General features: G+C 53.4%; 23 protein-coding genes. 6 read left to right on the top strand and 17 right to left on the bottom strand.

Annotated elements, in window-relative coordinates; translation table 11 throughout:
- The 3 genes from H7F08_RS08625 to H7F08_RS08615 form a co-directional block, all read left to right on the top strand.
- The coding region (locus H7F08_RS08625) for a transposase (protein ID WP_193640338.1) at positions 1–167 on the top strand (167 nt) is incomplete at its 5' end.
- Between the two features lie 600 nt (positions 168–767).
- Positions 768–1,724 carry a glycosyltransferase family 2 protein gene (locus tag H7F08_RS08620; RefSeq protein ID WP_010642273.1) on the top strand — a complete coding sequence of 319 codons (957 nt, stop codon included), beginning with the start codon at positions 768–770 and terminating at the stop codon, positions 1,722–1,724.
- Positions 1,721–2,869: a glycosyltransferase family 4 protein gene (locus H7F08_RS08615; protein WP_193640337.1), complete on the top strand. Its 1,149-nt coding sequence runs from the start codon at positions 1,721–1,723 to the stop codon at positions 2,867–2,869. Before H7F08_RS08620 ends, H7F08_RS08615 begins: the two co-directional genes overlap by 4 nt.
- Before the next feature lie 123 nt (positions 2,870–2,992).
- Here H7F08_RS08615 and H7F08_RS08610 read toward each other — a convergent pair whose 3' ends face one another.
- Positions 2,993–4,168 carry a glycosyltransferase family 4 protein gene (locus H7F08_RS08610; protein WP_193640336.1) on the bottom strand — a complete coding sequence of 392 codons (1,176 nt, stop codon included), beginning with the start codon at positions 4,166–4,168 and terminating at the stop codon, positions 2,993–2,995.
- Between the two features lie 150 nt (positions 4,169–4,318).
- Between H7F08_RS08610 and H7F08_RS08605 the strand changes: the two genes are divergently transcribed.
- Entirely contained in the window at positions 4,319–4,723 is a 405-nt protein-coding gene (locus H7F08_RS08605) for a truncated hemoglobin (protein WP_010642265.1), read from the top strand.
- Here the strand turns inward: H7F08_RS08605 and ilvA are convergent.
- The 4 genes from ilvA to H7F08_RS08585 are packed head-to-tail and all read right to left on the bottom strand — an operon-like array spanning position 4,720 to position 7,785.
- Positions 4,720–6,249, bottom strand: coding sequence for a threonine ammonia-lyase, biosynthetic (ilvA, locus tag H7F08_RS08600; protein ID WP_404813422.1), 1,530 nt, complete (start codon positions 6,247–6,249; stop codon positions 4,720–4,722). The two genes, H7F08_RS08605 and ilvA, sit on opposite strands and share 4 nt — an antisense overlap.
- Positions 6,243–6,614 (bottom strand): winged helix-turn-helix domain-containing protein, encoded by a 372-nt coding sequence (locus H7F08_RS08595; RefSeq protein ID WP_193640334.1) that lies wholly within the window; start codon positions 6,612–6,614, stop codon positions 6,243–6,245. Before H7F08_RS08595 ends, ilvA begins: the two co-directional genes overlap by 7 nt.
- Positions 6,611–7,573: a YheT family hydrolase gene (locus tag H7F08_RS08590; protein WP_193640333.1), complete on the bottom strand. Its 963-nt coding sequence runs from the start codon at positions 7,571–7,573 to the stop codon at positions 6,611–6,613. Before H7F08_RS08590 ends, H7F08_RS08595 begins: the two co-directional genes overlap by 4 nt.
- Positions 7,574–7,575: 2 nt before the next feature.
- The gene (locus tag H7F08_RS08585) at positions 7,576–7,785 is read right to left on the bottom strand and encodes a (2Fe-2S)-binding protein (protein ID WP_024893851.1); all 210 of its coding nucleotides are present in this window, start codon (positions 7,783–7,785) and stop codon (positions 7,576–7,578) included.
- 274 nt (positions 7,786–8,059) lie between these two features.
- Here H7F08_RS08585 and H7F08_RS08580 point away from each other — a divergent pair, with 274 nt between their 5' ends.
- Both H7F08_RS08580 and H7F08_RS08575 read left to right on the top strand, forming a co-directional pair.
- Positions 8,060–8,836, top strand: a complete 777-nt coding sequence (locus H7F08_RS08580) for a GNAT family N-acetyltransferase (protein WP_024893852.1) — start codon at positions 8,060–8,062, stop codon at positions 8,834–8,836.
- A complete protein-coding gene (locus tag H7F08_RS08575) occupies positions 8,833–9,741 on the top strand; it encodes a lysophospholipid acyltransferase family protein (RefSeq protein WP_193640332.1) in 909 nt (302 codons plus the stop codon). The genes H7F08_RS08580 and H7F08_RS08575 overlap by 4 nt, the downstream gene beginning before the upstream one ends.
- A gap of 19 nt (positions 9,742–9,760) precedes the next feature.
- Here H7F08_RS08575 and hemE read toward each other — a convergent pair whose 3' ends face one another.
- The 12 genes from hemE to pilM form a co-directional block, all read right to left on the bottom strand.
- Positions 9,761–10,831 carry a uroporphyrinogen decarboxylase gene (hemE, locus tag H7F08_RS08570; protein WP_193640331.1) on the bottom strand — a complete coding sequence of 357 codons (1,071 nt, stop codon included), beginning with the start codon at positions 10,829–10,831 and terminating at the stop codon, positions 9,761–9,763.
- A 5-nt stretch (positions 10,832–10,836) separates the two neighbouring features.
- Positions 10,837–12,234 (bottom strand): FAD-dependent oxidoreductase, encoded by a 1,398-nt coding sequence (locus H7F08_RS08565; RefSeq protein WP_193640330.1) that lies wholly within the window; start codon positions 12,232–12,234, stop codon positions 10,837–10,839.
- Positions 12,235–12,261: 27 nt separating this feature from the next.
- Entirely contained in the window at positions 12,262–16,689 is a 4,428-nt protein-coding gene (gene gltB, locus H7F08_RS08560) for a glutamate synthase large subunit (RefSeq protein ID WP_193640329.1), read from the bottom strand.
- Between the two features lie 106 nt (positions 16,690–16,795).
- Positions 16,796–17,977 (bottom strand): deoxyguanosinetriphosphate triphosphohydrolase, encoded by a 1,182-nt coding sequence (locus tag H7F08_RS08555; protein WP_193640328.1) that lies wholly within the window; start codon positions 17,975–17,977, stop codon positions 16,796–16,798.
- On the bottom strand, positions 17,958–18,800 hold the full coding sequence (gene thyX / locus H7F08_RS08550) for an FAD-dependent thymidylate synthase (protein ID WP_193640327.1): 843 nt from the start codon (positions 18,798–18,800) through the stop codon (positions 17,958–17,960). Before thyX ends, H7F08_RS08555 begins: the two co-directional genes overlap by 20 nt.
- Positions 18,797–19,888, bottom strand: coding sequence for a 3-dehydroquinate synthase (gene aroB / locus H7F08_RS08545; RefSeq protein WP_010642247.1), 1,092 nt, complete (start codon positions 19,886–19,888; stop codon positions 18,797–18,799). Before aroB ends, thyX begins: the two co-directional genes overlap by 4 nt.
- Before the next feature lie 79 nt (positions 19,889–19,967).
- On the bottom strand, positions 19,968–20,489 hold the full coding sequence (locus tag H7F08_RS08540) for a shikimate kinase (protein ID WP_193640326.1): 522 nt from the start codon (positions 20,487–20,489) through the stop codon (positions 19,968–19,970).
- Positions 20,486–22,822, bottom strand: coding sequence for a type IV pilus secretin PilQ (locus tag H7F08_RS08535; RefSeq protein ID WP_193640325.1), 2,337 nt, complete (start codon positions 22,820–22,822; stop codon positions 20,486–20,488). Before H7F08_RS08535 ends, H7F08_RS08540 begins: the two co-directional genes overlap by 4 nt.
- Before the next feature lie 44 nt (positions 22,823–22,866).
- Positions 22,867–23,439, bottom strand: a complete 573-nt coding sequence (locus tag H7F08_RS08530) for a pilus assembly protein PilP (RefSeq protein ID WP_010642242.1) — start codon at positions 23,437–23,439, stop codon at positions 22,867–22,869.
- Positions 23,436–24,086, bottom strand: a complete 651-nt coding sequence (locus H7F08_RS08525) for a type 4a pilus biogenesis protein PilO (RefSeq protein WP_010642239.1) — start codon at positions 24,084–24,086, stop codon at positions 23,436–23,438. The genes H7F08_RS08530 and H7F08_RS08525 overlap by 4 nt, the downstream gene beginning before the upstream one ends.
- On the bottom strand, positions 24,083–24,676 hold the full coding sequence (locus H7F08_RS08520; protein ID WP_075323116.1) for a PilN domain-containing protein: 594 nt from the start codon (positions 24,674–24,676) through the stop codon (positions 24,083–24,085). Before H7F08_RS08520 ends, H7F08_RS08525 begins: the two co-directional genes overlap by 4 nt.
- The gene (pilM, locus tag H7F08_RS08515; RefSeq protein ID WP_031574525.1) at positions 24,673–25,737 is read right to left on the bottom strand and encodes a type IV pilus assembly protein PilM; all 1,065 of its coding nucleotides are present in this window, start codon (positions 25,735–25,737) and stop codon (positions 24,673–24,675) included. The genes H7F08_RS08520 and pilM overlap by 4 nt, the downstream gene beginning before the upstream one ends.
- Positions 25,738–25,911: the final 174 nt, after the last annotated feature.

The following is a 25,911-nucleotide window of genomic DNA, read 5'->3' as shown; positions in this document are numbered from 1 at the left end:
GATTTCTACGTTGGTTCGAGAGCCATCTGAGTAACGGCACTCTGGAAGGTTTCAACAGTCTGCTCCAGTCCGCCAAATCCAGGGCACGGGGCTATCGCACCCACAAGAATTTTATTAACATGGCTTACCTCGTACTGGGTAAGCTGGATCTCAAGCTACCCACTTAAAACAGCGAGGAACCTAATTTTTTGATTCAGGAACAGTGGTTTCCGGATAAAAATGCTTTGATCAATAAACGGATTGTTGATGCTATATTCAGAGGCGCAAAGGCTCGTTTGATTTCTGGCAATCGTAAAGAAGCCAGTGGATTGTTTGTTCTTTGTGCAAAGAAATATAGATCTATTCGGTGTATTATAGGTTTTGTTTTATGTAAGTTCCCGCACTCTTTTGTAATGCGTTTTTTTTCGTGGAAAAGAAAAGATTTTTATTCTACGCTAAGATCCAGAAATCCCAACAGGTCGCCCCGCTCTTGAAAGCCAATTTGGAAATTATCACGGCCAATGGATTGTTACTTATTGCTAGATTTTCGTATGCCGCCATGATCCCTTTCGACGCCATGCTCTACTGGTTCAAAAAGCTTATCCAATCCAAGGTAAAAACCCCAGATTTATCTAACGCAAATGTACTTTATAAGCATGATTATCTGATTATTTATGGCTTGGTTCTTGGACTATTTACGTGTATTAATGTGGAATATTATTTTTACGTTAGCTATGAGATATTGTTTCGATCATGGTGTTATTTATAACGTTGAGGAAAATTCTTTTATGGAAATTGTTTTCGCCGCTTTAATACCTACTAGACATCGTCCTGAATCTTTAAGGGTATGTCTAGATGCAATTTATAGAAATGGCGTTGGTCCTGTGATAACAATAGTAGGAGACGACTCTACTGATACAGAATGCATTCAAAAAAATCAAAAAATAGTATCTATGTTCTGTAATTGTTTTTATTTTCCGGGTAAGTGCAAAGGTCCATCTCAAAATAGAAAGGACCTTGTAGACAAATTATTACTCTTGAATGAAAATAACAGGTTTGGCATCTCTCATGTGGCTTTTGTTGATGATGATATCATAATTTCTAGTAAGTGGTTTGAGAGTGCATCCAAATTTTTATATGAAGACAATGCCCGGATTCCTGCTGAAAACCATATTATATACGGGCCTATAGTTTCTAGTTTTGATGCTGACAACGAACTTCTGCAGTTATACAGATTGACTTTTCTTGGGCACTTCAATGCTTCTTTTGATGGTATGACTTCCTGTGTTAACATACAGGCAGCGATATTTCCATTAGCTCTATTTAGAAAAGAGAATTTTGATCCAAATATTATGTTTGGTTATGAAGATGTTGATCTCTGTAATAGAGCTATATATCAGGGATTTATATTGGATTGTGTAATATCCATGAAAGCTGTTGACACGCTATGCGGAATTAGTAGCCTCGCTGAAGGCGGAGTTCAATTTTCTGCTCTTAATTTGCAAATTGAATCTGCAAGATTATATGTTACATTTAAAAAATATTTATGTATTGAAAAATCTAAATTTAAAGCCTATTATTTTTTTGTTATATTTTTTCTTCACCTGATTGCCCACTTGGTTAAAACCAGAAACTCTATTGCTAATGCCTTTCTTATATACAAGAAATCCAAAGTGTGGCTTACGTTAAAGTGCTCCTCACACGAAACGCGAAATAGAAATAGTAACATACGAGGTCAGTCATGAATATTCTTCTTTCTATCCATCATCCTATATCTATTGAAGGCGGTGCGCCGGGAGTGACGAAGCAGCTTGCTGGTGCATTTTCTAGGCAGGGCCATGACGTCACGGTCTTGTCTTTTGAGGACATTCCCCGGCGTTTTCAAGGTAAAGCTGCGCAACTCGTCTTTCCATGGGTCGTCGCCCGCCATATCGACCGACAGGCGCGGGAGTATGATATTATGGACCTGTCCAGTGGGGACGGTTGTCGCCTGAATTCTGAGAACTACAAGCGGTCACTGATAGTGTTTCGTAGCCATGGACTCGAGCATGCCTCCGCTGAGCAGACTCGCGCGGCAGCACGACGTGGTGAACTCAAGCTCTCATGGAAATATCCACTGTACCACGGTGGGTGGCGGTTGCATGAAGTGGCGCGGTCCTTGCGTCTTGCCGATCTTGGATTGCTTCTCAGTCAGAGGGATCTGGACTATGCGGTTAGTCGCTTGAAGGTTGACCCTTCACGCTGCGAAATAGTGCCCAATGGCCTACCACCAGCTTTTTTACAGCAACCCTTGTCCGTAGTTCCGGATGCAAATAACCCGTTGCGCGTTGCCATGATTGGTGGATATCTTCATCGCAAGGGATTTCCATATGCGATCGGTGCCTTGAGCCGCCTTTTTGCGCGCTATTCATTACTGGAAGTGGGTTTTTTGGGAGTCGGTAAAGGCAATGCCTCAAGGATTGAGGAGGAATTAGGCGAAGCAGGACGTGGTCGTGTAAATATTGTTGAGAGCTATGCACATGAAGAATTGCCGAAACTGCTGCAAAATTATCACGTGCTCCTGTTTCCGAGTTTGTCCGAGGGGTTTCCGTTAGCAGCCTTGGAGGGTATGGCCTGTGGATTAGCATTGATCACTACCTCCACGGGTGGACTTGCAGAACGCCTGCGAGACCGGCACGACGCGATGATTATTCCGCCCGCAAATGAGGCAGGAATCGAACACGCTATCGAGGCACTGCTCAACGATCGTTTCCTGTTACAGCGTGTGCGTGAAGCGGGACAAGCCAAAGCACAATCATTTTCTTGGGATAGCATCGCGCGTGATCAACTAGCCTTGTATGCTCAACGGCTGGAGGAAAAATGCAAATGCTCGGATTTCCGTTCTCGATAGTTACCGTCGTACGAACGATCTGCACCTGTGTGCGAACTGCATATTGTCAAGGGTATAAATCTGAGTTGTCGGAGTGTGGGCAGTAAATGATAACGATGAGGAACCTTCTAGTATTCGTTATTTTTAATTTTTATCATTAAAGCTTATCCATTCTTTCTCGACAGCCTCTTTAAATTCTTCACAAAAGCGTTCAGATCCGAAACGCAAAGCGTTTTCCCGGCAATTGATGGGTTTGATCAGCGCGATGTTTTTTTCGAACTGTTCTACGGCTGCCATGATAGCTGACTGGGTTTGTTCATAAAAAAAGACACCAGTCGGTTCTTGGCAAACGGGTCCATCATTCTGGGCATTTTCTTCAAGCAGCGGAACGATGGTTTCACGCGCCCCCCCCTTGCCAAAGGCTATTACTGGCGTACCGCAAGCCTGGGCTTCCAACGGTGCGATGCCAAAATCTTCTTCTGCTGCAAATACAAAGGCTTTCGCATTCTGCAAATGCTCCAGCAACACCTGGCTTTCGGCAAAGCCCAGTAACTGCACATTAGGACCTGCAGCTGCCCTGACTTTTTCATAGTCCGGTCCATCACCGATGACGATCAGTTTTTTGTCGGGCATGGCCGTGAAGGCCGCGACAATCAGGTCTACTTTTTTGTAAGGGACCATGCGCGAGGCGGTTACATAATAGTTTTGTTTTTCTTGCTGCAGAGTAAAGCTGGAAATGTCTACCGGTGGCGCAATAATTTGTGCCTGACGCCGGTACACCTTGAAAATTCTCCGCGCAACAAAGGCAGAGTTGGCGATGAAGCTGTCCACACCATTGGCTGTGCGGGTATCCCAAAGACGTACATAGTGCAGGATAATGCGCGCTATCCATCCCTTGATACCATGATCCAGTCGGGACTCCTTTAAGTATTGATGCTGGAGATCCCAGGCATAACGAATGGGCGAATGCACATAACTGATGTGTAGTTGATCTGGCCCGGTCAGTACACCTTTGGCAACGGCATGACTACTACTGAGGATGAGGTCATAACTGGAGAGATCAAATTGTTCGATGGCTAGAGCCATGAGGGGTAAATAGCTACGGTACTTGGTCCTGGCTTTGGGCAGTTTTTGAATAAATGAGGTGTGGACGGGCTTGTTGGCGATGAAGCCACGTTTGTTGTCGGGAAGAAAATCTACCAGACTAAACAGATCTGCTTCGGGATAGCATTGGATCATCTGTTCCAGTACGCGTTCGGCACCAGCATAAGTTACCAGCCAGTCATGAACGATGGCCACGCGTGGCTTTTGGAGCGTCATTGGGGGTGTCCGGTGGTTTGCATGTGGGCTGATTATAAAGGGTTTGGATGGCAAGACAAATATCGCTTTCTGATGATGCACTGGAATGCCTCTGCTTCCGGTATGAAATTCTGCTAAAATCCTTCAGTCAGGATTTTTCGGATACATACAATGGAAACCAGCAATCCCCCCAAGCGGCGGCTTGAGCCGCTCTGTGACAAAATATCCCTGCCGGTGATTCGGGCGGTTGTAGATGACTTTTACAATCGTATTCAGGTGCATCCTACCCTGGCCGAGCCATTTTCCATTGTTCAGGACTGGGACTTGCACAAGGATCGTCTGGTGCATTACTGGTGGACGGTATCGGGTGGACTGCCCTATAAGGACTACCGCTATGCGCTTGGGGACAAGCACGCCCCGGTGGGGGTCACCAATCCTTTGGTGGATGACTGGCTGGCTTTGTTTCACGAGACCATGCTGGACCACATGGACGCGGATTTGGCCAAACGCTGGCACGGTATGGCTGCGGGTATTGGTGAATCCCTGCGCTTGATGTTCGCGCCTCGCGAGGATTAGGCCGGGCCGTCACCCTGGTCCAGGAAAAAGCGATAGGCGGGATTGCTGCTTTCGGGATAATTGGGGTAGTTTATTCTGGTCAGCATCTCTTCAAAATGCTGCAGGTCGGCATCGGGAACTTCAAAACCGGCCAGGACGCGACCCAAGTCCACCCCGTTATTCCGGTAATGAAACAGGCTGATATTCCACTGCCCGCCCAGCTTTTCCAGAAATTCCATGAGTGCCCCCGGCCGTTCCGGGAACTCAAAGCGGTAGACGCGTTCGTTTTGTGCTTCGCTGGCATGACCGCCGACCATGTGGCGGATGTGCAGCTTGGCCATTTCGTCATCGCTGAGGTCCAGCGCCTGGTGCCCGCTTTCCTGTAATTGCCGGAGGAGGGCAGCGGCATCTTCCCGATTACGAATGGCGACGCCGACAAAAATATGGGCGCAATCCCGGCGGTGCAGGCGATAGTTGAATTCGGTGACGACGCGCTGGCCAATTGCCGTACAAAAATCCCGGAAGGCACCGGGCGTTTCCGGAATGGTGACAGCAAACAGGGTTTCCCGGGCTTCGCCCAGTTCGGCGCGTTCGGCAATGAAGCCCAGCCGGTCAAAATTCATGTTGGCGCCGGAGAGCAGGGCGACCCAAGCCCCACCCTGTCCAGGGTCTTCAGCCGCCTTGCGTTTCAGTCCGGCGAGAGCAAGAGCGCCAGCGGGTTCCATGATGGAACGGGTTTCATCAAACACATCCTTGATGGCGGCGCAGATTTCATCATTGCTGACCCGGACGACCTCATCCACATATTGCTGGCAGAGGGCAAAGGTGTGTTCACCGACCTGTTTGACGGCCACACCGTCGGCAAAAATACCTACCTGGGGCAGAGTGATCCGTTTCCCTGCCTGCAGGGACTGATACATGGCATCGGCTTCAAAGGGTTCGACGCCAATGATGCGAATTTCCGGGACAATGGACTTGAGGTAGGCGGCTACTCCGGCGATCAGTCCACCACCCCCGACGGGCACAAAAATCGCCTCGAGACCGGCACCCCGCTGCCGTAATATTTCCGCCCCCACGGTTCCCTGCCCGGCGATGACCAGAGGATCATCAAAGGGGGGGATAAATACCATGCCCGATTGCTGTACCAGTTGGAAACAGTGGGTCTGGGCGTCCGAAAAGTTATCGCCGTGCAGAATCACTTCGGCGCCCCGTGCCCGCACCGCATTGACCTTGATTTCGGGCGTGGTGGCAGGCATGACGATGATGGCACGAATGCCCAGTTTCTGGGCGGAGTAGGCGACGCCCTGGGCATGATTGCCCGCGCTGGCGGTAATCACTCCGGCGGCTTTTTCGGCGGCGGAAAGTTGGGCGATTTTGTTGTAGGCGCCGCGTAGCTTAAAGCTGAATACCGGTTGCAGGTCTTCGCGCTTAAACAGAACCTCGCGCTGCAGGCGTGCACTCAACTTGGGTGCGGCTTCCAGCGGGGTTTCCCGGGCAACATCATAAACCCGGCTGCAAAGGACTTCCCGAAGCAGATTTTTCACGATTTAGGCTGCTCCCGGGGCTGGAGCTGCATGAGTTTGCGAAATTCGGCAATGTCCGGGGCCAGTGCGGCATTGGCTTTTTCTTCCATGGTTTCATAGCGGCGCAGCACTTCTTCACCCATTTCCGTCAGATGGGCACCGCCGCCGTGACTGCCGCCGGTGGCAGTGCTGACCACGGGTGCCAGAAAACTGTGATTCATGGTGTCTACCAATAACCAGGCGCGTCGGTAGCTCATGTGCATACAGCGGGCCGCAGCGGAAATGGAACCGGTTTCGCGGATATGGCGAAGCAACTCGGCTTTGCCGGGGCCAATGGCAATGGCTTCTGCCAGTAAAACCCGCAGACGTGGTTGCAGATGATCGCTCATGCGTTGTTCCTCCCGTCAAAATAATCCAGCAATGTGTGCGGTAACCAGTCCAGACGTCCGGGAAAAGGCCCGGACATGAAGCCCACATGCCCCCCATGTGGGGTTACGCAGGGCGTTATCGCCGCACTCAACATGGCCTTACGAACGCTGGCTATGGGTACAATCGGATCATCCGCGCTGTTTAGCAGCAGGGTAGGCACGGTAATATGACGAAGCAGGGGAGCGGATGATCCTTCTTCCCAAAAACTTTGGGCGCCTGCGAAACCATGTACCGGGGCCGTAAAATGCTCGTCAAAATCATACAGGTTTTTGGCGGAAAAAACCTGTGGCCAATCTGCCAGTTCCGGATAGTGTCGCTGAAAACGGCGCACACTTTGTTTCATGTTTTTCAGAAAGTAACGATTGTAAAAACGAATTCTGCCTTTCTGCAAAAATTCAGCAGTCGCTACCAGATCAATGGGGGCACAGACGCCAGCGGCTTTACTCAGGATCGGCTCAGCGTTGGCTCCCTGTTCACCGAGATATTTCAGAAGAGCATTGCCGCCCAGGGAAACACCTACTGCATAACGATTTCTGTCGGGCAGGAGTTCTGCAACCTTTTCCAGCATCCAGGTGATTTCGCTGCTGTCGCCAGCGTGATAACTGCGGGGCAGGCGATTGTCGATACCACCGCAGCCACGAAAATTGATGAAACAGCCGCCCCATCCCCTGTGGCGCAGGGCACTTGCCAGTGCCAGTGCATAATGTCCCCGTGAGCTGCTACCCAGGCCATGAAACAGAATGACCACGGGCGCTTGGGGAGGGGCGTCTATCCAGTCGACCGCCACTTGATCATGATCGGGTGTGGTCCAGATTTCACGGCGCAGGGGAACCTTGCCGGATCGGGCGAAAAATGGAGCCCAGATCGTCTGCTGATGCCCACCCCGGGACCACCAGGGTGGTTGAAATTCACAGGACAACTTTAATCTTCGATGTAAGCGTCGTGCTGACGGAGGTAAGCCTCAAGATCGTCAATACAGCTTCCACAACCGCCGCCACAACCGGCGTGGACCATCAGCAGTTCCATAAAAGGTAAAGGTTCAGCGCGTTGGCGCTCCAGAATTTCCATAAAAGTGGCGGCTGAACAACAGCAGTAAGGGCTGTCATCGGCTTCCTCGGGTGCGGCAGACATGGTAAAAGCTTCACCTCTCAGCAAGGTACGCTGGAACAATGCCATACAGTAGCCATTGCGGGCGCGGGGTGCAAGACTTTGACAGCGGATTTTTGCAGGGAGTCGATTATTTTGCACTTGGGGCTGGTAATGTCTGAATCATGCTATAAAATGGCCCTATTGGGTGAACTGGATCTTGTTTGTCACAAAAAGTTCATAAAAGTGCCGCACTATTGTCATATTTGTGAGTCATAATAAGGAAGGTTTGCTATCGTTTTTGCACGGAGAGCTCTGCATGTTAAGCACTCAATCTCACGGCAGTACCGATCACGTGACTAAGAAAAAAGATCGTTCCTTGCGACTTTATCTGGCCCGTCATCAGGACGAAGTGGAGGCAGCGCAACGTTTACGTTATGAAGTATTCAGTGCCGAATATGGCGCCCAACTCAGTGGTGGGCCGGGTCTGGACCAGGATGAATATGATCCTTTCTGTGAGCACCTGATTGTAGAAGATGAAAACCGTCAGGAGGTGGTGGGGACTTACCGCCTTTTCCTGCCCGAGAAAGTCCCTTCAGTGGGCCGCTATTATGCCGAGACAGAGTTTGATTTATCCCGTTTGCTCGCCCTGAACAGCCGGATCATGGAGCTGGGTCGTTCCTGCGTACATCCCGATTACCGTCAGGGCGGGGTGATTACCCTGCTTTGGTCGGGGCTGGCTGAGGCCATGTCCATGTGGCAGATCGATTACCTGATGGGTTGCGCGAGTGTGCACAGTACGGATGGCCCGGCCCTTGGGGCGTTGTATCAGCAACTTCAGCAATATTTGACTCCGCAGGAACAACGGGTTTTCCCGCTGCGCGAAGTTCCGGGTTTTGACCAGCTTGCAGAGGTGGAAGCCGCTTCTTTGCCTTCTCTGCTGAAGGGATATTTGCGGGCCGGTGTCCGGGTGGGGGGAGAGCCGTTCTGGGATCCCCAGTTTCACTGCGCAGATTTTTTTGTATGGTGTGAATCCACCCTCATCACTCCCCGTTATCAGCAGCGCTTTCTGGAACCGGTGGGCTCCAGAAAATGAGAAGGCGCAAACAAACGCCGGCTCCGGTTCTCATTCACTATCCGGGGCGGCGTTTGCGGCGTATGCGGCCCAATGCCCTGCGGCGTTTTTGGCGGATCCCTATGCTGTTGCTTTATCTCTTGTTGGCTTATCCGCTAGCGCTCTGGACTTGTGCCCGCAAAGCGCAACCTGATGAGTCCAGTTATCGGGCTTTTGCCTGGTGGAGCCGTCGCGCCTTGCGAGTTTTGGGAATTCGCCTGCGTGTAGATGGTAAAATCCCGGTACAACCCGTGATGATTGCCGCCAACCATGTGTCTTATCTGGATATTCTTGCTCTGGCGACCTTGATCCCAGGCCGTTTTGTGGCGAAAAAGGAGATGCGTGACTGGCCTTTTTTCGGGATCATGGGAGTCTGGTTGGGAACCTTGTTTATTGATCGCAGCGATGCCCGGGCCAGTCAGCGCATCATGCGTCAGGCCAGTGACATTATTATGGCAGGAACCAGCGTGGTGCTGTTTCCGGAAGGAACCACCAGCGATGGTAAATCGGTGGGTGAATTTTATGCCGCGCCTTTTGAAACAGCCGCAGCCGCCAAAGCTGAAACAGTGCCGGTAGCCTTGCGTTATGAGGACGTGTTGCAACCGGGGCAACCGGATGGATTGTGTCCTTTTGTTGGCGACGACAGTTTGTTCGGACATCTCTGGAGGCTGGCCGCTGCCGCACCCTTGACCCTGCGGGTGGAATTTCTACCCGCCTTACCTTCTGAACTGGGGCGGCGGCAGCTCGCACAGCAAACCCGTATGGCAATCAGTGAGGCCTTGCAGCGCATGGAACAGGGTGCTTCTATAACTTATCTGCAACCACGGCGCGGGCGTCATCCGCTGCGCGATGCCTGGGCAGCCTGGCGACGCAGCCACGGTGGCTGAGATTTAACTCTTTTCAAACTTAAATGGACTGCCTTGCAGGGTTCCAGCCATGGACCGTGTCCACGAGGGTGGCAACATTCTCTATGGGGGTTTGGGGCGTAATTCCATGTCCCAGATTGAAAATATGGCCTGTTCCAGCCCCATGACTTTCCAGAACCCGTAGGGTTTCCTGCCGTACGCCTTCGCTGCTGCCATATAAAGCAACAGGATCCATATTTCCTTGCAGGGCAACCTTTTGACCCAGCCGCTGCCGGGCGACATGCAGTTCCGTACTCCAGTCGAGTCCGATGACATCGGCACCACTGCCGGCCATGGCTTCCAGCCAGTTGCCACCGCCTTTGGTAAAGATGATGACGGGAACCTTTCTCCCGTCTGCTTCGCGGCGCAGGCCGGCAATAATCCGGGTCATATAGGCCAGAGAAAACGCTGCATAGGCGGGAGTGCTGAGGCTGCCGCCCCAGGTATCAAAAAGCATGACAGCCTGGGCACCAGCAGCAATCTGGGCATTCAGATAGGCGGTTACTGAAATGGCAAGATGCGCCAGCAAATGGTGCAAGGTGGCGGGGTCGCTGTAAAGCAGGCTTTTGATATGGATGAAATCCCGGCTGCCACGACCTTCGATCATGTAGCAGGCGAGGGTCCAGGGGCTGCCGGCAAAACCGATGAGGGGTACGCGCCCATCGAGCTCGCGACGAATCAGGCGTACGGCATCCATCACAAAACGCAGTTCATTTTCAGGATCAGGTTGACTGAGGCGGGCAATGTCCGCCGCAGAGCGCAGGGGCTTTTCGAAAACCGGGCCTTCTCCTTCCTGAAAACTCAAGCCCAGACCCATCACGTAGGGGATGGTGAGAATGTCCGAGAAGAGGATGGCGGCGTCCAGGGGAAAGCGGTCGATGGGTTGTAAGGTGACTTCGCAGGCCAGTTCCGGCGTGGTGCAGAGGGTCAGAAAGTCACCCGCCCGGGCGCGGGTAGCGCGGTATTCCGGGAGGTAGCGTCCCGCCTGCCGCATCAGCCAGACCGGAACCTGATCTACGTGCTGCTGCAGGCAGGCGCGCAGAAAACGATCATTGTGCAGGGTACTGGCCATAATCCTTAAACTCCCAACTGATCGAGAATACCCTCGGCGGCTTTGCGGCCTTCATCCACGGCAGTGACTACGAGATCCGAACCGCGCCGCATGTCGCCGCCCGCAAAAATGCGGGCATTACTGGTCTGAAATTGGGCATTGGTGCGAATCCGTCCACGCTCGTCAATTTCAATGCCGTGTTCTCCAAACCAGGAGGCGGGGGAGGGATCAAAGCCAAAGGCAATGATGACCACATCCGCATCCAGAATTTGCTCGGAACCGGGGATGAGTTCGGGATGACGGCGACCTTTGGCGTTGGGTTCGCCCAGCTGCGTTTCCACCATACGGACAGCCTTTGTACCCTCTTGTTCAGTGCCGATAATTTCGACGGGCTGGCGATTGAAGAGGAATTTCACGCCTTCTTCGCGGGCATTGGCGACTTCCCGTCGGGAGCCGGGCATGTTTTGTTCATCGCGACGATAAGCACAAATGACGCTGCTGGCGCCCTGACGCACGGCAGTCCGCACACAGTCCATGGCCGTATCGCCACCACCCAGTACGACGACTTTTTTGCCGGAAAGGTTGATGTAGGGCAGAGTCGGGTCCGGAAGCTGCATCAGATGACGGGTGTTGGCAATCAGATAAGACAATGCCTTGATGACGCCGGGGAGATGCTCACCGGGAAGATTGCCGGTCTTGGCGGTATAGGTGCCCATGCCGAGGAAGACGGCATCAAAGTCGTTCAGCAGTTGTGCCAGGGAAATGTCTTTACCTATTTCTGTTCCCAGTTGAAACTCAATGCCCATTTCCTGCAGCAGATCAGCGCGGCGGGCAATGACTTCCTTTTCCAGCTTGAAGGGTGGAATACCAAAAGTCAGCAACCCACCCACGGCGGGATAGCGATCAAAAACGGTGACTTTGGTGCCGGCACGATTGAGAACATCCGCACAGCCCAGTCCTGCAGGTCCGGCTCCGACGACGGCCACCTTTTTACCGTTGGGGCTGACGGTACCGGTGCTGGGACGCCAGCCGCGTGCCAGGGCTTCCTCGCTGATGAATCTTTCGAGATTGCCGATAGTGACGGCTCCGTAGCCGTCATTGAGGGTGCAGGCGCCTTCGCAAAGCCGGTCTTGCGGGCAAATGCGCCCGCAGATTTCCGGGAGGGTGTTGGTCTGATGGGAAAGTTCTGCCGCTTCTTCAATGCGGTTTTCCACAATCAACTGCAGCCAGTTGGGAATGTAATTGTGCACCGGGCACTTCCATTCACAATAGGGATTACCGCAATGCAGGCAGCGGTCGGCCTGGAGCTTGGCACTGTCCAGATCAAAACTGGTGTAGATTTCCTTGAACGCTTCGCGGCGTTCTTCTACGTCCAGTTTTTTCGGGTCCTGCCGTGGGTCTTCGATGAAGGCAAAATGGCTCATAATTTTTCCTCGGGATAGCGCTGAGAATCAGCTGGCTTCTTCCAGCAGAACATCCAGCTTCGCTGCCTTGGGCACCACGAGCCAGACATCACGAATGAAATGGGACCAGTCTTTCAGCAGGCTGGCGGCGTAGCTGCTGCCGGTTTGGGCAACGTGGGTTTCGACATGACGGCGGAGCAGGGCCGCATAGCCGCGCATGGATTCGGTCTCGATGCGGTGACAGTTGACCAGTTCGCCATTGACCTGATCGGCGAACTGCCGGGCCTGATCGCGGACAAAAGCGAGACCACCTGTCATGCCCGCACCAAAATTGACACCCACGGAGCCGAGAATGATGACCTGGCCTCCGGTCATGTACTCGCAGGCATGATCCCCTGCGCCTTCAATGACGGCAATGGCCCCGGAATTGCGCACTGCAAAGCGTTCTCCGGCGCGCCCTGCGGCAAACAGGCGCCCACCTGTGGCGCCATACAGGCAGGTGTTGCCGACAATGGCCGAGTCCTGGCTGGCATAACTGGTCCCTGCCGGGGGGGCAATGACAATGGTGCCGCCGTTCATGGCCTTGCCCACATAATCATTGGCATCCCCATGCAGTTGCAGGGTTACACCCTGCACGCAGAAGGCACCAAAAGACTGACCGGCCGTGCCCGTCAGTTCCACATGAATGCTGTCTTCTGGCAGGCCGCTATTCCCGTAACGGCGCGCAATTTCTCCGGACAGGCGGGCACCAATGGAGCGATTGACGTTGCGGATCGGATAGTGCAAACGGGTGGGAATTTTGTCTTCCAGTGCCGGACGGGCATCCTTGACCATCTGTTCAGCCAGTTCACCCTGATCAAAGGGCGGATTGCGGTCCTGGGTGTGGAAGTTGACATCAGCATTACGCAGCTCTGCATTGGCGAGCAGTGGCAACAAATTCAGACGTTCCTGCTTTTCAGTCTGGGCTCCACCGATTTCCAGCAACTGGCTGGCGCCAATCAGTTCATCAAAGCGGCGGATGCCCAACTGCGCCATGATCTGACGGGCTTCTTCGGCCACAAAGCGGAAATAATTGATGGCCATTTCCGGCAGACCGGTGAAATGCTTGCGCAGGGTTTCATCCTGGGTGGCAATGCCGGTAGCGCAGTTGTTGAGATGGCAAATACGTAGGTATTTGCAGCCCAGGGCAATCATCGGCGCAGTGCCAAAGCCAAAGCTTTCTGCACCCAGTAAGGCCCCCTTGATGACATCCAGACCGGTTTTGAAACCACCATCAGCCTGCAGGCGTACCCGATGCCGCAACTGGTTGCGACGCAGGGTGACCTGGGTTTCGGCAAGTCCCAGTTCCCAGGGGGATCCGGCATATTTGACCGAGGTCAGCGGGCTGGCGCCGGTGCCACCATCATAACCGGCAATGGTAATGCGATCGGCATAAGCCTTGGCCACACCCGCAGCAATGGTGCCGACACCCGCTTCGGAAACCAGTTTGACGGACACATAAGCCTGGGGATTGATCTGCTTCAGATCAAAAATGAGTTGAGCCAGATCTTCAATGGAGTAAATATCGTGGTGGGGCGGGGGGCTGATCAGGGCCACGCCTTCCTTGGCATAACGCAACCGGGCAATGATGCCACTGACTTTGTGACCGGGCAGTTGACCCCCTTCACCGGGTTTGGCTCCCTGGGCAACCTTGATCTGCAATTCTTCGGCATTGACCGCATACTCTGGCGTCACACCAAAGCGCCCCGAAGCAATCTGTTTGATTTTGCTGACCTTGTTGTTGTGGTAGCGGGCAGGATCTTCGCCGCCTTCACCCGAGTTGGAGCGCCCACCAATGCTGTTCATGGCAATCGCCAGGGCTTCGTGGGCTTCCGGCGATAGAGCCCCCAGGGACATGGCTGCCGTATCAAAACGCGGAGTAATGGCTTCAATGGACTCCACTTCGCTGAGGGGGATGGGTTGCGCAGTGCTTTTCAGTTGCAGCAAATCCCGCAAGTTGGTGACCGGACGTTCGTTGACCAACCCTGCAAACACCTGGTAATCCTCATAGCGTCCGGATTTGACGGCTGTTTGCAGGCTCTGGACGACATCGGGATGGTAGGCATGATACTCACCGCCATTCACATATTTCAGTAATCCACCCACGGGCAGGGTTTTTCTGGGAATGTAGGCATCGCGCACCTGCTGGCGGATATCGGCTTCAAGCAGTTCAAAACTGGCCCCGGCAATCCGGCTGACAGTACCCTTGAAGCAACGCTCCACCACCAGTTCATCCAGACCCAGGGCTTCAAAAAGCTGGGTACTGCGATAGGAGGCGAGGGTGGATATGCCCATTTTCGAGAGGATTTTGTAGAGCCCCTTGTCGATGCCCTTACGATAATTTTCCAGGGCCTTGACCAGGGTCAGGGGCTGACTGAAGGCGTGCCGTTCGCTGAGGCTGCGGACAATGGCATAGCTGAGGTAAGGATAGACGGCCGTCGCACCATAGCCAATCAGGGTGGCAAATTGATGGGGATCGCGGGCATGCGCCGTGGCTACGACAATGTTGGCTCGGGTCCGTAGGCCCGCATCAATGAGTGCATGATGAACAGCCCCTACTGCCATGAGTGCCGGAATGTAAAGGCGATCACGCTCCAGGGCATGATCGGACAGCACCAGAATGACGGCACCATGGCGGACAGCGGTAATTACTTCTTCACAGAGCGCTTCAATGGCCCCACCCAGGTTGCTGTCTGTGGCAGAATAGCAGAGGCTGAAAGTCTGGCTGCGAAAGGCCGGTTCTTCACGACTGGTCAGGGCGACAAAAGTACTGTCGGAAAGAATGGGTGACTGAATTTCGATGCGGCGGGCATATTCGGGGCGCTCTGCGAACAGATTGCTTTCGCTGCCAATCACCGTATTCAGGGACATTACCAGGGCTTCACGCAGGGGATCAATGGGGGGATTGGTGACCTGCGCAAACTGCTGCCGGAAATAATCGGCAATGTGGCGTTTCTGTCCGGAAAGTACCGCCATGGGGGTGTCGTCGCCCATGGAGCCCACCGCTTCCTGAGCGCCTTCGGCGAGAATGCGGATGACCTGATCTTCTTCCTCAAAACTGACGCCAAAGGCCTTTTCACTGAGCAGCAGGTCGCTAACGGGCAGGGCCGGGGTCAGATCATGGTCATCGCGATGCAGATGCTCCGCATATTCATCCAGCCATTCCCGATAAGGATGACTGTTCATGATTTCGGTATCGATGCTTTCCGAGTCGAGGAAGCGTCCGCTTGCCATATCCACCGCGACCAGCTGGCCGGGTCCGACCCGCCCCTGCACGGCAATATCCTGATGCTGGTAGTCGAAAACGCCTACTTCCGAAGCAATGTTGATGATGCGGTCTTTGGTGATGACATAACGCGCTGGCCGCAAACCATTGCGATCCAGGGCACAGGCGGCGATGCGGCCGGTGTTCAGAACCAGACCGGCGGGGCCATCCCAGGCTTCCATACGCATGGAGTGATATTCATAAAAAGCCCGCAGAGCCGGTTCCATATGCGGAACATTGTGCCAGGCCGGGGGCACCAGCAGGCGGATGGCCTTGAAGAAATCCATGCCGCCCTGCACCAGCAGCTCCAGCATGTTGTCGAGACTGAAGGAATCACTGCCACCGCCTACGGCCGGAAGGACCTCAGCCATGGGCAGCAGGTCACTGTGCAATTGCGCTTCCCGGGCCTTGGCCCAGAGGCGATTACCCTGCACCGTATTCAGTTCGCCATTATGGGCGAGAATGCGGAAAGGCTGGCAAAGGCGCCACTCCGGCCAGGTGTTGGTGGAAAAGCGCTGATGATAGGTGACCAGTGCCGAGCTGAAGCGCGCGTCGCGCAGGTCGGGATAAAATACTGGAAGATTTTCCGGAAGGACCAGGCCCTTATAGCCGATTACCTGAGAAGAACAGGTGACGGCAAAAAATTGCGGGTCTGCGACGAAACGCTTTTCTACCCGGCGACGCAGGCGATACAACAGCCGCTCATGCGTATCCACGTCCTGATCTTCGGGCAGGCCGACAAATACCTGCCAGACGGCGGGCAAGCTGCTCAGGGCTTCTTCTCCGCAAGCCGAGTTGTCGGTCGGTACCTGCCGCCAGGCAACACTGCTCAGGCCGAGATCCCGGGCTTCTGCATCCAATGCATCACGGATGGTCTGGGCAAGGGTGGCGTCCCGGGGCAGAAAAAACTGACCCACACCAAAATGTTCAGGAAGCTTAATCCCCATTTCCGCCGCAACGCTGTGGAAGAACGCGCGCGGCATCTGGACCAGCAGGCCGCAGCCGTCGCCACTTTTACCATCAGCGGCTACTGCACCGCGATGCGTCAGGCGGGCCAGTGAGGCAATGGCCGTGGCGACAATAGCATGGCTGGCCTGATTATCCATCTGGGCAATCAGCCCGAAGCCGCAGGAATCTCTTTCAAAGTCGGAGGAGTATAAGCTTTGCGTCATTAGGTCACCTGGTCCGTTCCGTCACCCTGTCGCTGAACTGCAAAGCAGGGCTGGACATTATAGCGGGCTTATGGACGAGCTCCAAGAGGCGCAGGAGGGCCGATTGTCAGGCTTCACCGTGGGGATCAAAAAGGCGGTCATATTCAGCAATGGCGAAACGGTCGGTCATGCCGGCAATGTAATCGGCGACTATGCGGGCCTTGCTTTTGTCCTGCTGATCCGTGGCCTGAATGCGTGCCTGATACTTTAAGAGAAGCAGGCGGGGATCTTCGCGCAGGGTATGAAAAAGACGGCGTACCAGGCGTTTGGCTTTTTCCGCCTGGCGGTGAACCCGGGGGTGCCGATACATGCGATGAAACAGAAAGCTTTTCAGCGACTTGATTTGGCCAGCGATTTCCGGGCTGTGAGCCGCCAGTGGCCGGGTACTGGCCCGGACCTCGGCAATGCTGGTGATATGATTACTCTGGATACGCTGTCGCGTTTCCGCAACCAGGTCATTAATCAGCAGATTGATCAGGCGCCTTCCGGTTTCGTGACGGAGAATGGTTTTGGAAGCCTCCGGATACCGATCCTGTACTTCGGCATAGATCGAGCCATACAAACTGTTGCTGCACAGTTCCTGCAGATCCAGCAGGCCCGCGCGCAGGCCGTCGTCAATATCGTGATTATTGTAGGCGATTTCATCGGCCAGATTGGTGATTTGCGCTTCCAGGGAAGGTTGGGTACCGCGCAGAAAACGCTCGCCCACATCGCCCAGATCGGCGGCTTTGCTTTTGGCGCAATGTTTGAGTATGCCTTCACGGGTCTCAAAACTCAGGTTCAGACCGGGAAAATCTCCATAACGGACTTCAAGACGGTCCACAATCCGCAGGGACTGAATATTGTGCTCGAAGCCGCCAAGATCGCTCATGCATTCCTGCAGGGCATCCTGTCCCGCGTGACCAAAGGGGGTGTGTCCGAGATCATGGGCCAGGGCGATGGCTTCTACCAGATCTTCATCCAGTCCCAGTTGCCGGGCAATAGCACGCCCAACCTGCGCGACTTCGAGCGTGTGGGTGAGGCGGGTACGATACAAATCTCCCTCATGATTGACGAACACCTGGGTTTTATACTCCAGACGGCGAAAAGCGCTGGAATGAATGACCCGGTCGCGGTCGCGCTGAAAGGGGCTGCGGCTTTCGGGCGGACTTTCTGCATACTTGCGGCCCAGGCTGCTTTCGGCACGGGCGGCGTAGGGGGCCAGCATCCCCTGAAAAACGCTGCCTTGATTATTCTGCACGACCAGCATGCTCCTCGCTGGACGGGGATTGTTCCGACTCTTCGATAACCCGCTGCATGGTTTCGGCCAGCAATGGCAGGCGGGCGGCAAAAAGCGCATAGGCCGCATCTGCATATTCGCGGATTTCATATTGGGCATCTTTTTTTCGCCGCAATTTGAAAAAATTCATGAGGCTACGAAAGTTGATGGTCCAATACACATCCGAGTAGGCAGCAACCGGCATGACGTTACGGAGAAGCTCCCGGGCACGGCCCCGATAAGGGTCACGACCGCCTTCCTTGGGTGCCAGTTCGCCGGATTCGCGGGCCTGATCAATACGTGTGCAGGCAGCGCTGTACTGGGTTTCATACCACTGGAAAAGTTGACCCATCAGGGCTTCGTATTCGGCCATCACCGTATCGTCCAAAACGGCGTAACCATCTACCGTGCGTGCCGCCTTATCAGGAATATAGGCCACAGAAATGGGTTTGCGGTAACGCATGGAAAATTCATTCCAGCTCGAAACCCGGTGTTTGACCCATTGGCGGAGCACAAAAATGGGCGCGATAAAGCGAAAACGGAAGTAGATGGTTTCAAAGGGGGTGCCATGTTGATCGCGGAGCAACTGGTAGAGCAGATTGCGATCGCGCTCGTTAAAGTCATGACCATTTTTCAGGCGTTGATTGGTCGTACTGATGCGGGCGGTATTGATGATGGTGGCTTCATCTCCCCAGCTTTCTTCCAGCTCGATGAAGCCAAAATTACCAATGCGCCGGGTTCCCCCGGGATTGAGAGCCATGCGCTGTGCCATTTCTGCCTGCAATTCTGCAGTGGCCTTGTTGATTTCGTTCATGCACTACGCTCCATAAAAGCCTGCAGGGTCTGGATAATGGCCGCAGGCGGCACATCGCCGGTAATCAGGGCGTTGCCAATGCTATTGAGAAGAATGAAGCGGATTTGACCGCCTTCCGCTTTCTTATCGACTTTCATGAAATCCAGATAGACGGAAGTTTCCAGGCGTGGGGCCAGAGTAGGGAGTCCCGCTGCCTTGATCAATTTGAAAATGCGATTTTGTTCACTTTCCCGCAGCAGGTCCAGGCGACGGGAAAGATCAGCAGCCATGACCATCCCGATAGCTACGGCTTCGCCATGCAGATAATGTCCGTAACCACTGGCGGCTTCAATGGCATGGCCAAAAGTGTGACCAAAATTCAAAATGGCGCGCAGCCCCCCTTCCAGCTCGTCCCTGGCGACCACATCCGCCTTGTCCCGGCAGGAGGTTTTGATGATTTTTGCCAGGACCTCGGTGTCGCGGGCGAGCACGGCATCCAGGTTGTCTTCCAGCCAGGAAAAAAAACCGGGATCGTTAATCAGCCCATATTTGATCACTTCAGCAAGACCTGAACGAAACTCCCGTTCTGGCAGGCTGTCGAGGGTGTCTGTATCGACAATGACCGTACGGGGCTGATAAAAAGCGCCGATCATGTTTTTACCCAGGGGATGATTGACGCCGGTTTTTCCGCCCACGGAAGAATCCACCATGGCCAGCAGGGTGGTGGGAATTTGCACACAGGCCACGCCGCGTTGATAAACGGCGGCAGCGAAGCCGGTGATATCACCCACTACCCCACCGCCCAGCGCGCAAAGTGTACAGTCGCGACCATAACCGGCGCTGAGCAGATGCCCGGCGATGAGCTGGATATTGTCGAGAGACTTGCTTTCTTCCCCCGCTGGCAGGGTGATGACCAGTGAATCCTTGTTCAGGGCCTTCAGGGTGTTTTGCAGGGCCTGCAGATAAAGTGGCGCGACATTCGTGTCGGTAATGATGGCGACCGGTCCCTTACTCAAAACCGGAGCGAAGAAGGTTGTGTCGCCGATAATGCCGCTGCCAATATGAATGGAGTAGCTGCGCTGACCAAGTTCTACACGAAGACTTTGCATATAATCTGAGCTCTTGTGGGCGGGTTTACCCTTCCATTGTTGAGTTTCTTGGGCCTGCAGGCAAGAGGGGCGTCCTCATTTAACCTGTTTGTGTGTGTAAATACCTTAAAATTCGCCGTAATACCTGATCTGAGCGCAGGCCATCACCGCTCACCCGCCAATGGGCGGTCTGCTGGTAAAGGCTGCTTCTTTGCTGGGCGAGGCTGCGCAGACGACTTTCTAGGTCTGAAGTTTGCAGCAAAGGACGGTTACGGTCGTGGCGGACTCTTTTTAACTGTTCTTCTACGCTGACATCCAGATAAATTACCTGACCCTTGTGGCGCAGATGGGCGCGGTTGCGGGGATCGAGAATAGCACCGCCGCCAGTGGCAAGGACCATATCCTGATTGTGCTCAGCCTGATCGGCAATGACTTTCGCTTCGCGCTCGCGAAAGCCGGCTTCTCCCTCAATTTCAAAAATAGTGGGTATGTCCACGCCCGTTTGGGTGACGATCAGTTGGTCACTGTCAACGTAGGGAATACGTAAACGGGCGGCCAGAAGCCGCCCGATGGTCGATTTGCCCGAGCCCATCGGCCCGATCAGAATGACCGTTCCGGTCATTGTCCGAGATTGCTATCGCCGTCGGCACCCGCGAGGCCGTCCTGGGCGTCACCGCCAACAACTTTGGGGGTGATGAACACCAGTAATTCGGTTTTGGCGACGCTGTCAACGTTACTTTTGAAGAGCCAGCCCAGCAGCGGAATATCTTTCAATAGAGGAATGCCTGTCTGGTTGTGATTGGTGGTGTCCGTATAAATACCGCCAATAACGATGGTCTGTCCATTGTTGACCAGCAGTTTGGTTTTGACTTCCTGAGTCTGGATGGGAATACCGGAAGGCAAGGCATTGGCGTAATTGGGCTGATTGTTTTTGGCGTCCACATCCAGGGTGATTTTGCCGTTGGGTGAAATATGCGGCGTCACATCCAGACTCAATTCGGCTTTTTTGAAGGAAACCGAAGTGGCGCCACTGCTGGTGGATTGCTGATAGGGGATTTCCTGACCCTGAGAAATGACTGCCTTTTCATTATCCTCAGTCATGACTTTCGGACTGGAGATGATTTTGGCGCGGTTATTCACCTGCAGGGCCTGCAATTGCAGGTTCAGAATGCGATTACCTGCAGCCGTTCCCAGGGCAAAGCCCAGAGAAGCTGGGCTAGCACTGGCCAAGGCCGTACCCGCATTGGAAGCAGCGAGATTGGCAAGAGCCGGTACGGTGAAGCCCGTGCCGGTCGTAGAACTGGAACTGCTGCCGCCCTGGATGGGATAGGCACCGCCCTGGGTTTCCGTTGTGCCCGTGGCTCCGGTTCCGGAAAGATTGACGACGCCACCTGCACCGTTGGAGGTATAGGTGCCACCCCAGTTGACGCCCAGAGAATGCGCCGCACTGGTGGTTATCTGGACAATGCGCGCCTCAATCAGGACTTGCGGTACGGGCTTGTCGATTTTGGCAATCAGTTTTTTGATATTTTCAATGTCTCGCGGGGTATCCCGGACCAGCAGGCTGTTGGTCCTCGTTACTACGGCCACGGAGCCGCGTGGACCAAGCAGGGAGTTACCGATAATGCTGGATTTTGGCAGTCCAAGGGCGTTTGCCAGAGATTGTTGTTGATAGCTGCTCATCTGATCGTCAGGGGCACCAGGTTGCTTGTTCTGGTCAAAACCTTCCAGCAGTGAAGCAATACTCGAGGCCTTTGCGTACTTGATCTGAATGAGCTGGGTTTCCAAAGGTTCCAGCTTGCGCTTGCTGGCATCGGCTTTAAGTTCCGCCTCTTCCTGGCTGGTAATCTGGTTGGCGGGAGCCACCCAGAGGATATTGCCAATGTGTTTGACCGCCAATCCCTGAGATTCGAGAATGACCTTGAAAGCCTGTTCCCAGGGTTCATTTTTCAAACGGATGGAAAGGCTGCCCGTCACATTATTGGAAACCACAATATTCTGGTGGGTGAAGTCGGCAATAACCTGCAAGGCATCCCGTACGCTGATGTTCTGGAAATCCATGCTCAGACGGGCGCTATCCTTGGGATTCTCAACCGCACTTTCGGTCTTGGGATGCACATCAATCATGGTCTGCTGACCCAGTTGATAAGCCGAGTATTCATAGGGACCATGAATGGCAAATACTAGGCGGGTATTCCGGCCAATAGGATAACTATCCACAAACTGTACCGGAGTGCCGAACTGGGTCACCCCAAAGCGATGGGTGTAGCTGGCGGGCAGGGTCGTGTTTTTGAGTTCAACCACCAGTTTGCCATCTTCCCGGGTAACGTTCATTTCCGGTTGCGGTCCGGTGATGGATAAATCCAGAATACCGCCACCCTGTTTGCCGCGCTTGAAATTCAGGCCATTGACCTGAGTGCCGTAGGTCATGACCGGAGCAGGAGCTGCTGCAGGACTTGCCATGACAGTAGCAGGACTGGATACCTCTGTTGCGCCTGAGGTCGCTGCCGGGGCAGGAGCTGCTGTAGGTGCGGTGCTGTCGACAAACGCCAGGCGATAACCGCCAACCGTAGGTTCTATCATGACTGCCTGGGGAGATTTCAGCAGCAGGTCCAGCCGGGCATTATGTCCCTCGTTTTCGGTCAGTACATTTTGTACTGCTCCGCTACCCATGACGGTGCCCACAGAGGGCAGAAAGTGGGCGTTGGTGAAATCGATTTGAACCCTATACCCGCCGTTAAGGGTATTGACATCATAGGCAGGGCGCGAATCACTATGAATGATGAAAGCGGTACCATGTTGATCCGGGCTGGGCGTGATGCTGCTGATAAGACTTTCTGCCCAGGCTGCCCCAGAGCTCAGGCTGAGTGCCGCAGCCAAAATGGCGCCGGTTAATGGACGCAGGCGCGGATGACGGCTACTGAGTGGAAGCTGGGCATTGTTGGCTGTGCGCATCTTTTTGTATTCCTCTGTATTCTTCGGGGTCAGGCTCGTCATGTTCAGTTACCACCCTGCATGTGTAAAACGGTCTGTTGTTTTTTGTAACCACCAAAAGCATTGGGTAAATATTGCTCAACAGTGACAGATTGTTTGCCCATCCTGTCGTCAATGCCCGTTATGCGTCCGTCATGTGTTCCGATGTAGCTACCCAATGTCGCGCGATATACTTTTGAGTCTGGAGCCGCAATGACGGCCCAGAGCTGTCCGTTAGCAGTACGCATGATGCCGCTGACGCTTAGGCTGGAAAGTGCATATTTCTCGAGGGGTTGAACAGGGCCATGAGAAGCCGGACGAGGGCCGGTATCTTCACTGGCGGCTTCCTTGCGCAGCAGCATTTCGGAAAAGCTGGTAAATGGATCACGATTGGCCGGGTTATTATAGGCAGTAGGCTGATAAGCCGGAGTTTTGGGCAAGGGTGTAATGTGATGGTTGGTTTTTGGTCCGTTGGCCACAAACTCCCGTAAATGACTTAAGTTATCGCTGTCCGAGCAGCCCGCCAGCAAAGTGATGGCGACGCTGAAAGCCAGAATATGACGGGTTTTAATATAGAAATTCGCTCGGATTGGTTTCATGGCTTACCCCCGGCCTGGTTATTATTGCTTTTGTCTCCGTTATCCAGATAACGATAGGTGGTTGCCGTACATTGCATGGTCAGCTGCTGGGCAGCAAGGGCCTTGGCGGCAGGTGTGCTACCGGTATCAGGAACCCGGGTAATATCAATACCGCTGATAGTGACGATGCGGGGCATGGCAGCTACTGCTGCAGCAAAACGTCCGATGTCATTATAGGTACCAACCACTTTTAATTTCACCGGAATTTCAGCGTAAAAATTCTTGTTGATTTCACCAGTGGGTTGAAACAGCTCAAAATCCAGCCCCCGGCTACGTCCTGCCAAAGTCACATCATCCAGAAGTGATGGAATCTGGGTCCGGTTTGGAAGCTGTTCCAGAAACTTCTGAAACCGCACATTCATTTCCTTGATTTGTGCTTGATAGGCCGGTAACGATGCCGCCAGTAGCTGCTTTTGCCTGATCTGGATTTTCAGGCTCTGTTCCTGAGTATGCAGCGCATCGTATTTGTCGTTTTCCGGGGAGATGAATTCAAACCAGACGACAATGCCCAAAATCACGATAATGATGGCAATGGCAATCAATTTGGTTTTTAGCGGCCAGCGGAGGACGTCATCCACCTGCAAATTACGAATTTCGTCGAAAGTCACGGCTGGGCCTCCTGTGTGCCCGTTGTATGAGCGCTTTTATCGGCTGCGGTGGGTTTGCGGATGTTCATTTGTAAGGTGAACTGTCCAACCTCCTCGGAACCCAGTTTGGATTTGCTGATAATGTTTAACTGCGGTTCGGTAAATATTTTGGAGGCATCAATATTCCGCATAAAAGCGGCTACCTGATCATTATCTTCCGCATAACCATTCACGGTCATGGAATTTCCGGATTGCTGTAAATGGGTCAGAAAAACACCATTGGGGGTTTCTGCGGCCAGGGTATTGAAAACCTGTACTACCATATCCCGTTTATCCTGAAGATCGGTGATGATACCTTCTCTGGCGAGTAATTCATCCCGTTTTTTGCGGAGGTCGGCAATAGACGCGATTTTGCTGTCCAGTTGCGTGGTAACTCCCTGCAGGTAATTGACCTTAGTCTGTTCACTGGCGACGCGGGCACTGAAAATACTGTAAATTCCATAATAAAAAAGTGCTGCCAGCAAAAGAATGCCGAGGAGTGCGGCGGCCAGGAACTGGCTGCGTTTGGTGCGGCGCGCTTCGCGATAGGGAAGCAGGTTGATGCGAATCATGCCGAAATCCTCCGCAAAGCCAGACCACAGGCAACCGCCAGGGATGAGCGATCGGAGTCCATAAAACGCCTGCTGATTTGGGGTGAAATTTCCATGCCAGCAAAGGGATCGGGGACCAAGACCGGAAAACTGACCATTTGCCGTAACTGGTCGGCCAGTTGTGGAATTTTTGCACCTACTCCAAAAAGGTGGACGGCTGCTGTGGGTACGTCGGGCATGCTGGCCTGAAAAAAATCCAGAGAACGGAAAAGTTCCTGAGCCATATTGCGGGCAAAAGGCTGAAGCACTTCTTTTTCGTATTCTGGTGGGAGTCCGCCAAAACGCTCCATGCGCTGGGCGTCGTTACTGTCGAGATTATAGCGGCGCTGAATTTCTTCCAGTAGTCGGCTCAGACCAAAATTATGTTCCCGGGAATATACGGGATGTCCATCCTGAAAGACGTAGATGTTGGTGGTGATACTGCCGATTTCTACCAGAACAATGCCTTTGCCAGCTTGGTTAACGGTTTTGGTATTTGCTCCATTCAGATGCTCATGAAGTAACCACAGTGCAAACGGTTTGACATCGACAATCTGTGGCTTCAAGCCTGCCTCTTCGAGAACTGCTGCGCGATCTTCAATAGCTTCTTTTTTGCTGGCAACCAGCAAAACGTGATTGAAGCCTTTGCGCGTCTCATCTGGACCAAGAACAGAAAAATCAAAATTCACGGCATCAATACTGTAGGGGATGTATTGACTGCCTTCGTAGCGGATCTGGTCTTCGATCCCGACTTCGTCCAGATCAGCCGGCAGGGAAATGACTTTGACAATGGCGGTATTGGCGGGAAGGGCTGTAGCAACAGCCTTGGTACGAATGCGTGAACGTTCCAGAATAGTGCGCAGGGCGCGGGAAACGGCTTCAGTATCCAGAATATCCCGATCACTGACCGCTCCTGGCGGTAATGTCTCGGAATCAGCGTGCTCCACCCGGATTTTTCCACGGCTTTGGGCCAGCGAAACGAGCTTTACGGCATCAGAGCTGATATCCAGGCCCAGCAAAGGAGAACTTGGTATGCTTAGCACGTCTATTCCTTTTTTATGGTCTGACAAATGTTACAATCATTGCCTTGCAAATTAAGTTGATGAAACGTATGCATGGCTAGTATCTTTTTCGCAACTTGCGGTGGAAATTAGCAGCATTCCGGATTCTGTCAAGGCGCGAGACTACAAATAGTTACTCTTGTAGTGTCCGGTACG

Source organism: Acidithiobacillus sp. HP-11, assembly GCF_015100075.1.
In the GTDB taxonomy this organism is placed as follows: domain Bacteria; phylum Pseudomonadota; class Gammaproteobacteria; order Acidithiobacillales; family Acidithiobacillaceae; genus Acidithiobacillus; species Acidithiobacillus thiooxidans.
The sequence above is the reverse complement of the archived record's forward strand: the minus strand, read 5'-3'. Positions and strand labels throughout refer to the sequence as shown.

Coding starts and splice junctions, on each gene's coding strand:
- hemE (WP_193640331.1), bottom strand. CDS start 10,831: ATGGCCAGTACCCTGCACAATGATCGTTTTCTGCGCGCCTGCCTGCAG.
- H7F08_RS08575 (WP_193640332.1), top strand. CDS start 8,833: ATGAGAAGGCGCAAACAAACGCCGGCTCCGGTTCTCATTCACTATCCG.
- H7F08_RS08580 (WP_024893852.1), top strand. CDS start 8,060: ATGTTAAGCACTCAATCTCACGGCAGTACCGATCACGTGACTAAGAAA.
- H7F08_RS08520 (WP_075323116.1), bottom strand. CDS start 24,676: ATGATTCGCATCAACCTGCTTCCCTATCGCGAAGCGCGCCGCACCAAA.
- H7F08_RS08595 (WP_193640334.1), bottom strand. CDS start 6,614: ATGAGCGATCATCTGCAACCACGTCTGCGGGTTTTACTGGCAGAAGCC.
- H7F08_RS08530 (WP_010642242.1), bottom strand. CDS start 23,439: ATGAAACCAATCCGAGCGAATTTCTATATTAAAACCCGTCATATTCTG.
- thyX (WP_193640327.1), bottom strand. CDS start 18,800: ATGAACGAAATCAACAAGGCCACTGCAGAATTGCAGGCAGAAATGGCA.
- H7F08_RS08565 (WP_193640330.1), bottom strand. CDS start 12,234: ATGAGCCATTTTGCCTTCATCGAAGACCCACGGCAGGACCCGAAAAAA.
- H7F08_RS08555 (WP_193640328.1), bottom strand. CDS start 17,977: ATGCTGGTCGTGCAGAATAATCAAGGCAGCGTTTTTCAGGGGATGCTG.
- gltB (WP_193640329.1), bottom strand. CDS start 16,689: ATGACGCAAAGCTTATACTCCTCCGACTTTGAAAGAGATTCCTGCGGC.
- H7F08_RS08610 (WP_193640336.1), bottom strand. CDS start 4,168: ATGACGCTCCAAAAGCCACGCGTGGCCATCGTTCATGACTGGCTGGTA.
- H7F08_RS08615 (WP_193640337.1), top strand. CDS start 1,721: ATGAATATTCTTCTTTCTATCCATCATCCTATATCTATTGAAGGCGGT.
- H7F08_RS08605 (WP_010642265.1), top strand. CDS start 4,319: ATGGAAACCAGCAATCCCCCCAAGCGGCGGCTTGAGCCGCTCTGTGAC.
- H7F08_RS08620 (WP_010642273.1), top strand. CDS start 768: ATGGAAATTGTTTTCGCCGCTTTAATACCTACTAGACATCGTCCTGAA.
- aroB (WP_010642247.1), bottom strand. CDS start 19,888: ATGCAAAGTCTTCGTGTAGAACTTGGTCAGCGCAGCTACTCCATTCAT.
- H7F08_RS08540 (WP_193640326.1), bottom strand. CDS start 20,489: ATGACCGGAACGGTCATTCTGATCGGGCCGATGGGCTCGGGCAAATCG.
- H7F08_RS08535 (WP_193640325.1), bottom strand. CDS start 22,822: ATGCGCACAGCCAACAATGCCCAGCTTCCACTCAGTAGCCGTCATCCG.
- H7F08_RS08585 (WP_024893851.1), bottom strand. CDS start 7,785: ATGTCTGCCGCACCCGAGGAAGCCGATGACAGCCCTTACTGCTGTTGT.